Consider the following 15,434-nt stretch of genomic DNA (forward strand, 5'->3'; position numbering starts at 1 on the left):
CATAAGTTATATTTGCTTAGCACTTAGCACTTAGCACTTAGCACTTAGCACTTAGCACTTAGCACTTAGCACTAAAACTTATCAATTCGCCCTTTAACGAGTCTTTCCATGACGACTAAAACAGATAAGGGCAATTAAAAACAACACGCCTAACCAGCCAAAACTCCCCGAGCCCTGATAGCCTTTGCTATAACTGACTTCGACCTGCTCTCTATTTTTTACCCGTTCTTCGAATTTTTCAAGGCTTTGTTCAAGATTCACGATCATTTGCTCGACAGCTTGTTGAAATGAGGCTTGTCTGTCTTGGCGGGCTTTTTTAACTTGTGCAATCATGGTGTAATCTTTGGTAATTGACGCTGCGCCTGGTGCTCTAAACAATAACTTTTGAGTCGCCACATCGAATACGGCGGTATCAACAAAGGTTTGGGTATGACTGGTTTCGCCGGGAATAAATAGCGCACCAACGACGGTTAAGTAAGCTAAAGACAGTCGATTTTCTTCGCTTACGGTTAAATGGTCATAGGAAACCAGTGCCATTACATCGATATTATGTAAATTGGCAATTTGATTAATACTGCGAAATCCTTTGCCTTGACGTAAATAAAGCTCGGGAATAATCTCGATTGATTGAATATAGGGTTGATCGTTAAAGCGAGCGGTTATTTGAGAGAGCAACGTCAGCTTTTCGGCTTCGGTGAGTGAATATTCAATACTTTTATTAGACTCTGGAATAAAGGCAATACCCACTTTTAGAGGCAAATTTAAATGGGGGATAGTATCGTTTTGGTGGTTTTGGTAGTTGCCATCGGGATACAGGTAAGCGATTAAATTGCTGGAAGTTGCATGACGGGTATGTGACAAACAGCCAGATAATAACAGTATTCCCAAAATGGGTAGGCAGTAGCGAAATCGAAAAGCTCGAAATGGATTGGTTATTATGGATTGATTACAATTTCGTGAGTTGGTTTTATTAATCATCACAGTCTCGACCTCGATTAAGGCATGAATTATATTAAGTGGGCCGAGCTTAATTTAGTTTGTCGACTAGCTATATAAATTACTAAAAAGCGATATTGAGTAGCACCAAAAGTATTATTTATTGAGACTTTTAAACCGAATTGAACTTTTTAATGGTTAATCTGGGGTATTAAGTATTGGAATCTACTGTTTGGTGCCGACAATAACTAGTACCTTAATGGAATCTTTTAGTACATTTATGGTCCATTTTGAGGTGACTCAATTAAGAGATTTTATCGTATGAAAAACAATTGCATAAATATATTTCGTTGTTCTATCGTGTTATCGGTGTTGACCGTTGTTTCTGCTTGTACAAAAAATGCTTACCAATCGCATATAAAATATCAATCATTAGATGACTGTTATCGTATTAGTGAAATCATTGATAGAAACCGTTGCATAGAGCGAACCAATGAAAGTTATGAAGCCATGCGCGCCAGACAAGATAAAATTGAGCAACAGGAAAAAGCGCGTAGTGAAATTGATTTAAACCCCAAAAAAGATGAGTCGATTGAAACTGAACAATAAACATTGCAAGACGGTTTATTGTTTATCTTAATTGGCTTCTCTCAAATGGCTTGTTCTGAATAGCCTATACTAAACAGTGTATGTTAAATAGAGCGTGTGAAATAATACATGCTGGGTCTTAAATTGCTTAAATTTTGAACGCTATATTGGGGTTTAATATTAGGGTTTAAAATGTAAGCTGTAAATTTATGATTTTAAATTGGCGTTTAAAATTAGCGCTTAAATTAAGGCTTTGGGTAAAAAGCCCAAAATATAAAACCTGATAATGAGTAGTGGTGCACCGGATTAACTAGAAAGACATACAAAACCACGGTAAATTCTCATAAAATAGCGTCCATACCTCAAAGCCTTTCATTGTAACTACTATCACTGTCATCATTATGGATTTTATCTGGATATTGTTTGCATTTGTATTTGGTGCTTTTGCCAAGTTTATCAAGTTGCCACCATTGATTGGATATTTGGTGGCAGGCTTCTTGTTGCACGTTATTGATATTGAGGCTGGTGATAATTTAAAGCTGCTCTCTGATTTGGGAATTACTTTAATGCTGTTTACTATAGGTTTAAAGCTCAACCTAGGTGAATTGCTGCGTAAAGAAGTATGGATTGGTACGCTTTCCAATATGCTGTTATGGATTATTCTGGTTTCTGTCATGTTGGTTGCGCTTGCCAGCTATTTGAGTAGCAGTGTATGGCAACTGTCACTCAGTCAAACCAGCATAATTGCTTTTGCGTTAAGTTTTAGCAGTACCGTGTGTGTGGTTAAAATTCTGGAAGAATCTGGTGAGCTTAAGTTAAAGCACAGTAAAATCGCGATTGCTATTTTGGTCATGCAAGATATTGTGGCCGTGGTATTTATGGTGATTGCAACGGGTGCATTACCATCAATCTGGGCAATTGGATTATTTGCACTGTTTTTCTTTAAGCCTGCGCTGAATTATTTATTAGATAAAATGGGGCATGGTGAATTGCTGCCATTAATGGGATTTTTTCTCGCCTTGGGAACTTACGAATTATTTGATCTGGTGGGTATTAAAGGTGATTTAGGCGCTTTGGTTGCCGGTGTGTTGCTAAGTGGTCACGCAAAAGCGACGGAGCTATATAAATCGTTAATGAGTTTTAAAGATCTGTTTTTGATCGGCTTTTTTCTATCGATTGGTTTTATTGCACTACCCAATATGGAAATGACCCTTATTGCCCTATTACTTACTTTAGTAATGCCGATTAAAAGTCTGGTTTACTTCTTTGTGTTTGCTCGCTTGCGACTGAGAGCCAGAACGGCTTATTTGTCTTCGTTAGTATTATCCAATTACTCCGAGTTTGGACTTATTGTAATTGCCTTATGTATCTCACAAAATATCATTGAAAAAGAATGGTTAGTTATTTTAGCGATGAGCGTTTCTTTTTCATTTGTTTTAACCAGTGTGTTTTATCGCAACGCTCACCATTTATACACTAAGTACAATGATTTTATTCGTCGCTTTGAAGATGAATCACTGCTCAATGAAAAAGCCGTAGTGATTCCTGATAATATTGAAATTCTGGTCATTGGGATGGGACGGGTTGGCCGCGGTACTTATCATTCATTAACCGATAACAGTGATGCTAAGGTGTGGGGAATGGATGCCGATTTAGAGCGAGTAAACCTGCTAAAAAGTCAAAACTGCCAAATCTTTTTTGCTGATGGTGAAGATGCCGATTTTTGGCGCCATATTCCGCTTCAGCACTTAAAATTAATTTTAGTTGCCTTGCCTAATATTCAAGATATTAAAAATATTAATGAGCAATTAAAAGTGGTTGGTTATCAAGGTAAAGTAGCTGCGGTTGCTCGCTATGATGATCAGATTGAATCACTGCAAGGTTGTCAGCTTGATAAAATTTATAACTTTTATACGGAAGTTGGTGTGGGGTTTGCCAGAGAAAGTTTGGCATTGCTCAACGATGAAAAAACAATTTAATTTGGTATTAGCTGATTAATTTATCTGCTAATGATTAAATCATTCAACTTGATGATAACGCTGATAATGTCGTTCGAGTAAACCCGATTTTGTCAGTTTATCAAAAGCACTTTCAAGCCGTAAAATGGTATGCGGTGCCACTGACATTTTTGAAAAACCAAAATAAATTGGTGCTCGATGAATAATAAGGTCGTTCACTTGAAATAATTGTAAATCGGGATTTTGCTTAATTTTATGAACGATAACACCGCGATGTGTTAAAAAGCCACTAATTCGATTGGCTTGTAAAATTTGAATGCTTTGTTTAAGATTTTTAACAACCAATATTTTTTCTCGAAACTCAGCATTATTTTGAAATAATGTAGTAAAGTTTTCGCCATAATACATACCCAACTCAATGGCCACCGGTTTTGAAAAAATTTTAATATCTTCGAGTTGATTCACCGGATTTTTATCATTACGCAAAGTGACTAACACAACATCTTCAAAACCTTGCGGCCCTATCATATGAATGTAACTTTCTCTATCGGCTTGCTTGGATAAGTTGAGCATCATATCGATTTGGCCACTACGCATAAGTTCCAAGGCTCGTTTAAATGGCAGCTCAACATAAATAAGACGGCAGTTCGCTTGTTTCATTAGCATTTGAGCGGCTTCAATTGATACGCCTGTCCATTGCTTTTGTTGATTAAGCATAAATGTTGGTGGGTAAGGTATTGTTGGAACACGCAACCGGATGTGACAAGCAATGCTGGACTGACAATAAACAAGGTAAATGACTAGAGTAACAATGTAGCGAATGCTATTTTTCAAAATTAAATCATGCCTAAATTTTTTCAAAACTGCTTAATACTCAATGTTATTGTTTAATTACGTCCTTTAATAAACAGATTTTAGTTAAAAGGTAAGTTAAGTATAGACATTTAAATGGATATAGCACTGATTGAGATATACACAAAATTTGCGGGTCACATGGCTAATTGGAATAGGTGGCGGTTTTATCGTGTCAACAGAAATGGTAATGGCGACAATATTTCATTGAACCAAATAAATCAGTGTGGGCAATGAAATTTGTTTTGGCATAATGACTTTTATTTTTCAATAAGTTAATGATTAATTTGAACTTTATTCCATTTTAATTTTATGGGTTTATTGAAAAAAGTTTTCTAAAAAAAGATGAATTATAAAAAGAATTATGATTTAATTTTTTGGTTGCGACCCCAACCTTTATGTTTGAAATAAAAAAATAATCTTAACACTAAATTTTTTATCTTATTATGAATAACTAAAATCAACCTTTAACGAATTTTTTTCACCTGGAACATGAAAACATGGAACAGTTAACCGATCTAAAAGCCATTTTGCATTCTAAAAGAGCTAACATCTATTATTTGGAAAAATGCCGGGTAATGCAAAAAGATGGCCGAGTTTTGTATTTAACTGAAGAGAAGAATCAAAATTTATTCTGGAATATTCCCATCGCCAATACCACTTGTCTGTTATTAGGAACAGGAACGTCAATAACACAAGCGGCAATGCGTATGCTGGCACAAGCGGGAGTGTTAGTTGGTTTTTGCGGTGGTGGTGGAACGCCATTGTTAATGGCGAGTGAAATTGAGTGGTTAACACCACAAAGTGAGTATCGGCCGACTGAGTATATGCAGGGGTGGATGGGGTTTTGGTTTGATGATGCTAAGCGATTGATTGCGGCAAAACATATTCAACAATCGCGTATTGCCTTTTTAAAACGGGTTTGGTCAAAAGATAGAGACTTAATAAATGAAGGATTTCACTTTGAGGATGAATTGATTCAAACCGCGTTTAGCGCAATGAGTAACAGAGTTGAACAAGCCGCTAACGTGGGTAAATTACTGCAACTCGAAGCTGAGTTTACTAAACGACTTTACAAATTAGCTGCAACCAATACCAAACTTCCCGACTTTGTCCGCAGCCGAGAATCAACCGATTTAGCCAATGATTTTTTAAATCATGGTAATTATCTAGCCTATGGATTAGCAGCAACGACTTTGTGGGTATTAGGTATTCCGCATGGCTTTGCGGTGATGCATGGGAAAACTCGTCGTGGTGCGTTGGTATTCGATATTGCCGATTTAATTAAAGATTCCGTGGTGCTGCCTTGGGCTTTTATTTGTGCCAAAGAGAATGCCACAGAACAGGAATTCAGGCAACAGTGTTTGCAGGCCTTTACTGATCACAAGGTGTTGGATTTTATGTTTGATGTGGTGAAGCAAATCGCGCTTAAGACTGATTGGGATGACGCCAATCAAGGTGTTGCACAACCATGATGGTTACCTTTGTCAGCCAGTGTGAGAAGAACGCGCTGAAGAAAACTCGGCGAGTGTTAGATGCCTTTGCTAATCGTATTGGGGATAATGTTTGGCAGACGGTGATTACTCAAGAAGGATTAAACGCAGTGAGGAAGTTGTTGAAAAGAACGGCTTCACGGAGTACGGCTGTGAGTTGTCATTGGATTAGGAGTCGGGCGAGGAGTGAGTTGGTTTGGGTTGTGGGGAATAGGAATAAGTTTAATGCTGAGGGTGTTGTGCCGGTGAATAGTACTCGGCGAAACTTTTTAAACAACCCTAAAAGTCAGTGGAACACCGCTGAAGATATCACACTGCTTGCAGCAATCGCCGCATTATTTCATGATTTTGGCAAAGCTAATCAGCTTTTTCAAAATAAAATTGATCCTGATAAAAAGAGTAAACTATCAGAGCCTTTTCGTCATGAATGGATTTCGCTCATTATATTTTGCGCCTTTGTTGGTGATTTAAATGATGAAGCATGGTTAAAAAAATTAAGTGAAATTCAAACGAGTGAAGATAAAAAAATAAAAGATAAAATCAAACAATCGACTTACCTAAAAGTTCATTCATATTGCCCTTTACAGGATTTACCTCCCTTGGCTAAAACAATCGGCTGGCTTATATTAACTCATCATAAACTGCCACAACGTAAAGTGAAGCCCGGCGAATCTGGCCTAAGAGCTAAGTTTATTGAGGGGTTACTTAACAAACATGTGTCAGCACTTTGGAATTCTCCCCAAATAGACAAAGAGTGGAAGTCGGCTGAACTAAAAGAGGTATGGTCCTTCCCGAAAGGAACCGCTTTTAAAAGTTCATTATGGTGTTACAGAGCAAGAAGCGTTGCTAAAAGAGCTCTGAAAAGAGCTTGCTTTTTTCAACAAAACAATTGGCTTTATGACAAATATACTTTGCATGTTGCTCGCATGAGTCTAATGTTAGCTGATCATTATTATTCATCTTTACCGGCTAATGAAGCTTTAACTGATCAAAAATATAAAGCTTATGCCAATAGCGATCGGAAAACAAAAGTCCTTAAGCAGAAATTAGATGAACATTTAGTGGGTGTTTATCAAAATACATTAAAACTGGTTCGAGCACTACCTGCACTTAAAGATGAGCTTCCTGCAATTACCAAGCTTCAACTTTTAAAAAAGCGAACATCAATAAAGCGTTTTCAGTGGCAAGATAAAGCCTATGATATTGCAAGAGCTTTGCAAGAAAGCAGTGAAAAGTGTGGCTTCTTCGGCGTTAACATGGCGTCAACAGGCAAAGGAAAAACTTTTGCTAATGTCCGTATTATGTATGCGTTAACTAAACCAGAAGATGGGTGGCGACTAAGTATCGCACTTGGCTTGCGAACTTTGACTTTACAAACTGGGGATGCTTTAAAAGAACGATTAATGTTATCAGAAGAAGATATTGCTGTATTAATTGGTTCTCAAACGGTCAAACAGTTACATGAAAGAAATAATAGTGAGCAAGATAACAATGAGCGAGATGAAGAAAAAGTACCTGGTTCAGAGTCAGCTGATGAACTCACTGATGAAACTCAACACATTTTTTATGATGGAGCCATTTCTGATAGCCCGTTAAAAAATTGGTTAGAAAAGCAGCCTAAATTAAATCAGTTAATTAATGCGCCTATTCTTGTCAGCACCATTGACCATTTGATGCCTGCAACAGAATCAGCCAGAGGAGGCAGACAAATTGCGCCCATGTTAAGGCTAATGACTTCTGATCTGGTACTGGATGAGCCAGATGATTTTGATATTGCCGATTTGCCTGCATTGACTCGATTGGTGAACTGGGCTGGTTTATTAGGCTCAAAAGTTTTACTTTCTTCAGCGACTTTACCACCTGCAATTGTGAGTGCACTATTCGATGCCTATCGAGAAGGTAGAGAACATTACCATAAGGCGAGAGGTGAGCAGAGCGCTCAGCCACCTATCAGTTGCGCGTGGTTTGACGAATATCGCTCAGTGAGTGAACAATGTTATGATTTGGAAAGCTTTCAGCAGCAGCAAACTGTATTTGCTGATAAACGAGTACAAGAACTCAACAAAAAAACACCTATTCATAAAGCTGTTATCGCTTCGGTTAATACATGCGAGCAAAAAGCAGAAGTCGCTATTGAAGTACTCAGTGAAACTATTCGAGATAACATTTACCAATTACACCAAAAACACTACATCAGCGCTACAGAGTTTAATAAAAAAGAGTGTTATAAAAAAATTAGTATTGGTTTAGTCAGAATGGCTAACATCAATCCGCTAGTTGCGGTAGCAAAAAATTTAATGAGTTCACCTGTTAATGAAAATTATCATCTTCATTTTTGTATTTATCACAGCCAACATCCGCTTATTGTACGTTCAGAAATGGAGAAACAACTCGATAAAGTATTAACTCGCAATGACGAAACTGCTATTTGGAAACAACCGATCATTCAACAATCGCTGAAAAAAAGTGAAGCCACTCATCATATATTTATTGTGATTGCCAGTGCGGTTGCCGAGGTTGGGCGTGATCATGATTATGACTGGGCAATCGCAGAGCCTTCTTCCATGCGCTCAATCATTCAACTGGCGGGGCGTATTCAACGGCATAGGCAAAAACCGGCAGAGACAGAAAATCTCATTTTGCTTGATACAAACTACAAAGGGTTAATGAATAAGAAACTTGCATTTTCTCAACCAGGGTTTGAGTCTGGAGAGTTTCAGTTAAACAATCATAGTTTAAACGCTATTTTAGATAAGTCGCAATATGACGTTATAAGCTCTATTCCACGAATAAAGCCCAATAACCCACTAAATATTCATGACAATTTAGTCGATTTGGAACATGGGCATTTACAAGCTGCGCTGTTTGATAAAGCGGCTAGGATAGGTGCACATAATTGGTGGCGGTCACCTGCTAGTTGGACTTACGAATTACAGCGGGAAACGCCATTTCGTCGATCAATACCTGATAGTGAGTACTTCTTAAGAGCTGATGATTCTGGTAGCGAGACCGAGTTTTATCGCTGGCATCGAAATGGGGAATATAAGTCTGCTCAAGCTCAGTTTAAAGCGGTTGAGGTGGAATTGAATAATGGTATTTCTATTTGGGGAGATTATCAGGTGCAAGAATTACTAGAGAATATGGCTGAGCAAAATGGTGAAAGCTTGCTCAGTACGAGTATCAAGTTTGGAGCCATAAGGTTAAGAGATTCCGAGAAAACCTGGCTCTATTCAAGTACTTGTGGGGTTTATCAGGCGCTTTGATAAGCGCCTGATAGGAGCTGCCTATGCGGCAGTGAATATTTTAGTTAATTGGTTCTAAAATATTTTCTAAGCTGCCTACGCGGCAGTAAAAACATTATAACTGAAACTATATGATGAGGATAATAAGAATTGTTTTATAATTGTTTCTATAATATGGTGTTTACTTGGGTGTTTTTTTATTTTATGCTTTATCTACTGATGATTTGATAGTGGGGAAAGAGGGTGAATAAGAGAGATGAAAGTAATGATAAATTGAACGATCGACAAAACCATGACAAAAATATACAGATCAATGTTTCTGTGACTAATGAAACCAGTAAAAAAGTACCTATGACTACTTTAATGGTTGGTGTAATCACGGCAGCTTTATTAGTGATTTATGAATTGATTCGTTAAATGGGAATATAAATGGATAAGGTAAATAAAAATAACACAAAAGTGAGTGAAAAACAGCAACAGGCTGAAAAGTTGTTGGATGAAATGACTAATCTCCTTTTGTCTGGCGATGAAATTGCCTTTTCTGATTTGATTCTTGATTGGTATAGAATGGATCTAGAGTGTAGCTCTGTTTCTCTTCCTGTTGATATTGATGAGTTGCGTTTGGCGATTAAAGCCAGCCTGCTAGAAAGATTAACAGAAGTTTTAAATTCGCCTCCCCATAATGGCTCGCAAAAAACTCCTCAGTGGTGTAAAGGTATTGGTGCCTTAAGTCACCCTGTCAGATTGCAGAGCGATAGACTATTAGAGGATGAGCAATACTGTAAAGCATTTCAGAAAAGAAATCTGCTTGTTGTCAGTAACTTTATGTTTTTTATTTAACAAGGAGTATTTATGTCAAAACAATATTATGATCTAGGCAATGGCACACTTTCAAAAGCGGTGATCGAAAAGGCACTATATCGACTAGCGCAACTATTAACAGAAAAAAATAAGCGTGTAGAACTGGTAGCTGCTGGTGGCGTTATCAGTGTTTTAATGTTTGGAAGTAGGCAGATGACAAGGGATATTGATGTCATTATTCCAAAGAAAGAAAAAGATCTGATTGAAAGTCTAGTTGACCAAGTAGCTGATGAGCAGAACTTACCAAAAGGTAAACACGCCTGGCTTAATGACGGAGTTTCTTTTTTTTGGTCTGCAAACTAAAAGTAATAAACCAATATTTTCTCATGCTAATTTAATGGTTTTCACAGCAAGTTGGTATGAGTTACTTGGTATGAAGCTCAGTGGCGCATGGCGGCGTGATGCTGATTATCATGATGCTATTCATATTTTACGACAGATAGGAGATAAAAATAGAAGTGACACACTTAAAAAGTCGATGTCATTTAGGAATTTCTCTCCCTTTGTTGATGATCAAACGTTTATAAAGCGATTTGATCGTACATGGAGTGATGCTTTCAACTAAAAGTTAATAAATAAATTTTTTAAAGTGAAAATAAACTATAAGGAGGTAACTGAGAGTGCAAACTCAATTAGAGGAAAGTTTATCTACTAAAATAGTGGACTACATCCAAATTAGAGCTAGTGATAAACTGGAAAAGCTGGAAAAAGAAATCAATAAATTAACTAATTCAGAAAAAAATATTGAACAAAGTAAACTAGAAAATCTTCAACAAAAATATAAAGACGAACAAGAAAAGTTTAAACCGGCTAATTGGCTAACTGATGCAGCAAGCCGAGCTAAACAAATTCAATTAGTGACTCATGCATTAAAGTATATTCATGGTGATGCGAAAGGAAGTAATATTTTTTATCAGACAGACAATTCTTTGCCTTCACATAATTTTGTGAGTACCGCTTCACTCAATAATCCTGTTATTGATATTGTTGGTAATGCCGCCGCCTTAGATGTTGGGCGTCTATTAATGCAGGTCACACATGAAGGTAAAAATCTTGTGGATTATATTTTATCCAATGATATTTCACCATTAATGCCGATTGCAGAAAATCAACAACAAGCTGAGCAATGGTTTGAGGGTTTTAAGCAAGTATTTTCTAGTGATGTATTAGCCTCTCACAAATTGGCTAAACAAGTCTATTGGCCAATAGATGATTGCTATCATTTGTTATCACCTTTATTTGCTAGTTCTTTTGCCCAAAGTATTTATGATAAAAGAAAAGATTTAAGAGAAGTTCAGTTTAATAAAGATGAAACGGTTAAAAATAATGGTTTCTCTGTTTTTTCAAACTTGGCTGTACAGACTTTTGGCGGAACTAAGCCGCAAAATATTTCTCAGTTAAATTCTCAGCGAGGAGGTAAAAATTATTTGCTAGATGCCAGGCCGCCAACATGGAATACCATTGAAAAACCACCGTTCAATACAGAGTCAATATTTTTAAGTGTCTATCGAAATAAAGCTTATAAAAGAGTTAAGAAATTACAAAAATATCTAGAGTTAAAGTTTGAGCGTGATAGCACTATAGAAATAAGAGAATATCGAAGATCTGGAGTTGATGATCTGATTGAAATTTTATTGTCATTAGCGGCAAGCATTCATGCTCAACCAGCAGGTTGGAGCATGAGTGAAGAATGCCAGCTATCTCTAGAAGAGCAACTGTGGCTTGACCCCAAGCGTGCTGAGTTTGATCAAGGTTTCAAAGAGGAAATGGAGAAGAAAGAATGGCACGATAAAGTCGCTGCGAGATTTGCTTCTTGGTTGAATGCGATGTTAGAAAGCAAAAAGCTGGCACTTGGTGATGTAGAGCATAAAGAGTGGACTGTATTAGTCGCTCGACAGTTACGTCTAACCGAACGAGCTAGAAAGGAGTTTTACTAATGGAAGGGATTATTGTTATTAGAAATATTATGGTTGAGAATGCTAATGCGATAGCAGGGCAAACTTGGGGGTTTCCCGCCATTTCTAACTTTTTAGGTTATGTTCATGCACTACAAAGAAAACTATCAACATTGACTGAGTCGGATTTTTCTAACCTTAAACTAAACGGTTGTGGTGTTATCTGTCATCAATCACAGGTTCATGCCTATCAGGCTTCTGGCTATTCAGAGTACGTTTTTTCCTTAACTCGTAACCCGTTAACCAAGGAAGCGAAATCACCATCATTTGTTGAAGAGGGGCGTATGCATATGACGGTAAGTTTGGTTATTGGTATTGATGAGTTTCCTGACTTAAGCGAGTTAGAAATTCAGCAGTTAGAACAAAAAGTTAAAAGCTTTGCTGTGACTCAGCGTTTGGCTGGTGGAACTATTACTGGACTAACCAGCGTCAAAATTAAAGAAATACCAGACGGTAGCGAGAAGCAAGAACAACAGGCTAACTTTTGGTTAAGAACACTGCTACCAGGTTTTGCTCTAGTCAATCGTACAGATTTGTTAGTTGAGCATTCTAAGCGGTTTGCAGAGTCAAAAACACCGCAATTAGATGCATGGTTAGATGCAGCCAGTTTGAACTTTGATTTAGATAATCAAATAAAAACAAAGCCTTATTCTGGCTGGATAAAGCCAATAGCGATTGGGTTTAATGCAATATCGCCACTTTACAAAGCAGGAGAGATTGCAAAGTGCAGAGATGAAACGACCCCTGTGCAATTTGTTGAAAATATTTATTCACTAGGGGAGTGGTTAAGTCCTCATCGAATAAAAAAATTTGAAGATATCATGTGGTACTACCAAACCGATTTGGAAAAAGGCACATATTTGTGCCAAAACAACTATCAATCTCAATTAGAACAGTCAATTTAGCTTTCAAGGAAAATACAATGACAACATTAAAAACAGCTTCTGTACTCGCATTTGAACGTAAACTTTCCAACTCTGACGGATTAATGTTTGCGGGGCTATGGGAAAGTAGAGAGCAAGTCAGTAAATGGTGTGCAATTAAAGTGACTGAAAAAGCGATCAGAGGAACAATTTCTAATCGTCAGAAAAATGCGATTCAAAGTGACCCCACAAAACTCGATGCAGAAGTCCAGAAAGCTAATTTGCAAAAAGTAGATGTTTCTGCGTTGCCTTTTGATTGCGATACTTTAAAAGTTACTTTTACGCTAAGAGTTTTAGGTGACTTACAGACACCATCTACTTGTAATAATCAGGATTATCAGCAAGCACTTCAAAATGTGATTACCAGCTATATTTCAGAAAATGGTTTTACTGAGTTAGCTTATCGTTATGCAACTAATATTGCTAGTGGTCGTTTTTTATGGCGTAACCGAGTTGGAGCTGAAAAAGTAGAAGTAAAAATATTTGAACCATCAACAGAAAAAAGCTGGTTATTTAATGGCTTCGATTTTCAACTGCGCCACTTTGATCATCAAAATGAACAATTGCGTGATTTATCTAAAGCAATAGAAAAAGGTTTAGCAGGTGATAGCTTTTCATTTTTGCAAGTTGAAGCTTATGTTAAATTAGGTGAGGGTCAAGAAGTTTTTCCATCTCAAGAGCTTGTGCTTGATAGTAGTACTGCTAAAAGTAAAAAAAGCAAAGAGTTATATTCGGTGAATGATACCGCTGCAATGCACTCACAGAAAATCGGTAATGCATTAAGAACAATTGATAGTTGGTATCCTGATGCTGTTGAGTTAGGGCTTGGACCTATATCTGTTGAACCTTTTGGCTCAGTGACTAATCGGGGAAAAGCTTATCGACAACCTAAACAGAAAATGGACTTTTATACATTGCTTGACAATTGGGTTATAAAAGAGAAAAAGCCAGAGCTTGAACAACAACATTATGTCATTGCAAACTTAATTCGTGGTGGAGTTTACGGAGAGAAATCTGAATAGCTTTAGAGGCAAACGATAATGGATAATTATATAGATTTAAAAATATTGCCTGATTTTGAATTTAAAACATCAATGCTGATGAATGCTTTATTTAGTAAATTTCATCGAGTGCTAGTTGAAATTGAAAGTTCTAATATTGCGGTTAGTTTTCCTAATTATGGAATTAATGAAATAGGTAAAAAGGATCAATGTTTAGGTAATGTGATGCGAATCCATGGAGAGAAAATATCGCTTGAGCTTTTGATGGATAAAAACTGGCTAAAAGGAATGAGTGATCATATTTTTAAAAGTGAGATTACCAAGGTTCCAGATACATCTAAATTTATTTCAGTACGACGTGCTCAAAACAAGTATAGTAATATTGAAAAATTACGAAGGCGTTATATGTCTCGTCATAATGTTACATATGAAGAGGCAGAAAGGTTGTATCCTGAGTCTTTGGTTAAGCGAGTGAAGTTACCATTTGTAAGGATTAAAAGTAGTAGTACGGGAGAGCTATTTCCATTGTTTATTGAACAAAAGGAAGGTGAACTTAATTCATCCAGCCGAGGCTTTAATTGCTATGGGCTAAGTAAGGACGCTAGCTTACCCCTATTTTAACCCTTTATTTTTGCTCTTTAAAAATTTGCTTATTTATCAATAAGTTACAATAGTGCTTAAAAAAGAAGGTATTTTGCCTGATTTTATTCTAAGTTATTGTTGTAACTTATTTTTTTACGTTTATACTGTAGTTCACTGCCGCACAGGCAGCTTAGAAATCCTGTCCCTCTGATTACTATATCACCTGAGGGTTCACTGCCGCACAGGCAGCTTAGAAAGAATGAATCAATCGGCCATGCTCGTATCAAATGTTCACTGCCGCACAGGCAGCTTAGAAAAAAGCCTGCATATATTTTTATTCGCTGAGAAAGTTCACTGCCGCACAGGCAGCTTAGAAATGCTAAAGGCAAGAAGACTTCTGCTCGTTTTGGTTCACTGCCGCACAGGCAGCTTAGAAAAAACAAATGGGTTAGATCTGCAATAGGGGCTAGTTCACTGCCGCACAGGCAGCTTAGAAATCATAACCCAAACCAATTGAGTTTAAATCATCGTTCACTGCCGCACAGGCAGCTTAGAAACGCGCAAATTGCCAATATTACCGCCGCCAACTGTTCACTGCCACGCAGGCAGCTTAGAAATAGGACTACATCCGATTTTGATTTCTTCTGTAGTTCACTGCCACGCAGGCAGCTTAGAAAATGCCGGGTCGCTCGGTAAATATCCGCGCCCCGTTCACTGCCACGCAGGCAGCTTAAAAATTATCAGGTTATTCAAAGCTTATTTTTGCAACCGGATTCACAGTTTGCTTATCGACACGGCAATATCAGCTTGTTACGATAATGAGCTATTCAACTTTCTACCAAACTATCGATTAAATTTAAAGCTAGCAAGAAAAGTAAAAACATATTAAAGGGATTTGTTCCATGTTATTCGACCCATTCTATGTCAGATCACGCAGCCGCAGGCGCTTTTTATTTGCCCCTTATTTTTTTGAAGCTAACCCGCTCGAATTTGAAATTAATACCGAATGTAAAACTCGTGATGATATTTTTATCAAGCAGTTT

At 37.3% G+C, this 15,434-nt stretch carries 14 protein-coding genes and 1 CRISPR repeat array; of the genes, 12 read left to right on the top strand and 2 right to left on the bottom strand.

The window, feature by feature from the left end; all coding sequences use genetic code 11:
- Window positions 1–93: 93 nt before the first annotated feature.
- Window positions 94–978, bottom strand: coding sequence for a rhombotarget lipoprotein (rhlP, locus tag ABVT42_RS10005; RefSeq protein WP_353874456.1), 885 nt, complete (start codon window positions 976–978; stop codon window positions 94–96).
- 279 nt (window positions 979–1,257) lie between these two features.
- Here rhlP and ABVT42_RS10010 point away from each other — a divergent pair, with 279 nt between their 5' ends.
- The gene (locus ABVT42_RS10010; protein ID WP_353874455.1) at window positions 1,258–1,545 is read left to right on the top strand and encodes a hypothetical protein; all 288 of its coding nucleotides are present in this window, start codon (window positions 1,258–1,260) and stop codon (window positions 1,543–1,545) included.
- Window positions 1,546–1,925: 380 nt separating this feature from the next.
- Complete coding sequence (locus ABVT42_RS10015; RefSeq protein WP_353874454.1) at window positions 1,926–3,503, top strand: cation:proton antiporter domain-containing protein; 1,578 nt, start codon at window positions 1,926–1,928, stop codon at window positions 3,501–3,503.
- Between the two features lie 39 nt (window positions 3,504–3,542).
- Here the strand turns inward: ABVT42_RS10015 and ABVT42_RS10020 are convergent, their stop codons facing one another.
- Window positions 3,543–4,316 carry a substrate-binding periplasmic protein gene (locus tag ABVT42_RS10020; RefSeq protein WP_353874453.1) on the bottom strand — a complete coding sequence of 258 codons (774 nt, stop codon included), beginning with the start codon at window positions 4,314–4,316 and terminating at the stop codon, window positions 3,543–3,545.
- Window positions 4,317–4,834: 518 nt separating this feature from the next.
- Here ABVT42_RS10020 and cas1f point away from each other — a divergent pair.
- The 10 genes from cas1f to cas6f all read left to right on the top strand — a co-directional run bounded on the left by cas1f (window position 4,835) and on the right by cas6f (window position 14,430).
- Complete coding sequence (gene cas1f / locus ABVT42_RS10025; RefSeq protein ID WP_353874452.1) at window positions 4,835–5,809, top strand: type I-F CRISPR-associated endonuclease Cas1f; 975 nt, start codon at window positions 4,835–4,837, stop codon at window positions 5,807–5,809.
- Window positions 5,806–9,090, top strand: coding sequence for a type I-F CRISPR-associated helicase Cas3f (cas3f, locus tag ABVT42_RS10030; protein ID WP_353874451.1), 3,285 nt, complete (start codon window positions 5,806–5,808; stop codon window positions 9,088–9,090). The genes cas1f and cas3f overlap by 4 nt, the downstream gene beginning before the upstream one ends.
- A 222-nt stretch (window positions 9,091–9,312) precedes the next feature.
- Window positions 9,313–9,486 (top strand): hypothetical protein, encoded by a 174-nt coding sequence (locus ABVT42_RS10035; RefSeq protein WP_353874450.1) that lies wholly within the window; start codon window positions 9,313–9,315, stop codon window positions 9,484–9,486.
- Window positions 9,487–9,498: 12 nt separating this feature from the next.
- The gene (locus ABVT42_RS10040; protein ID WP_353874449.1) at window positions 9,499–9,909 is read left to right on the top strand and encodes a hypothetical protein; all 411 of its coding nucleotides are present in this window, start codon (window positions 9,499–9,501) and stop codon (window positions 9,907–9,909) included.
- Window positions 9,910–9,921: 12 nt separating this feature from the next.
- Window positions 9,922–10,233 carry a nucleotidyltransferase gene (locus ABVT42_RS10045; RefSeq protein WP_353874448.1) on the top strand — a complete coding sequence of 104 codons (312 nt, stop codon included), beginning with the start codon at window positions 9,922–9,924 and terminating at the stop codon, window positions 10,231–10,233.
- A gap of 34 nt (window positions 10,234–10,267) precedes the next feature.
- Window positions 10,268–10,495, top strand: a complete 228-nt coding sequence (locus ABVT42_RS10050; RefSeq protein WP_367023742.1) for a hypothetical protein — start codon at window positions 10,268–10,270, stop codon at window positions 10,493–10,495.
- 55 nt (window positions 10,496–10,550) lie between these two features.
- Window positions 10,551–11,867, top strand: coding sequence for a type I-F CRISPR-associated protein Csy1 (gene csy1, locus ABVT42_RS10055; RefSeq protein ID WP_353874446.1), 1,317 nt, complete (start codon window positions 10,551–10,553; stop codon window positions 11,865–11,867).
- Entirely contained in the window at window positions 11,867–12,790 is a 924-nt protein-coding gene (gene csy2, locus ABVT42_RS10060; RefSeq protein ID WP_353874445.1) for a type I-F CRISPR-associated protein Csy2, read from the top strand. The genes csy1 and csy2 overlap by 1 nt, the downstream gene beginning before the upstream one ends.
- A 17-nt stretch (window positions 12,791–12,807) precedes the next feature.
- The gene (gene csy3, locus ABVT42_RS10065; RefSeq protein ID WP_353874444.1) at window positions 12,808–13,830 is read left to right on the top strand and encodes a type I-F CRISPR-associated protein Csy3; all 1,023 of its coding nucleotides are present in this window, start codon (window positions 12,808–12,810) and stop codon (window positions 13,828–13,830) included.
- Between the two features lie 18 nt (window positions 13,831–13,848).
- Complete coding sequence (cas6f, locus tag ABVT42_RS10070) at window positions 13,849–14,430, top strand: type I-F CRISPR-associated endoribonuclease Cas6/Csy4 (protein WP_353874443.1); 582 nt, start codon at window positions 13,849–13,851, stop codon at window positions 14,428–14,430.
- Between the two features lie 130 nt (window positions 14,431–14,560).
- Window positions 14,561–15,128: a CRISPR direct-repeat array (repeat unit 28 nt; unit sequence GTTCACTGCCGCACAGGCAGCTTAGAAA).
- Window positions 15,129–15,434: the final 306 nt, after the last annotated feature.

Source organism: Aliikangiella maris (assembly GCF_040719265.1).
Classification (GTDB): Bacteria; Pseudomonadota; Gammaproteobacteria; order Enterobacterales; family Kangiellaceae; genus Aliikangiella; species Aliikangiella maris.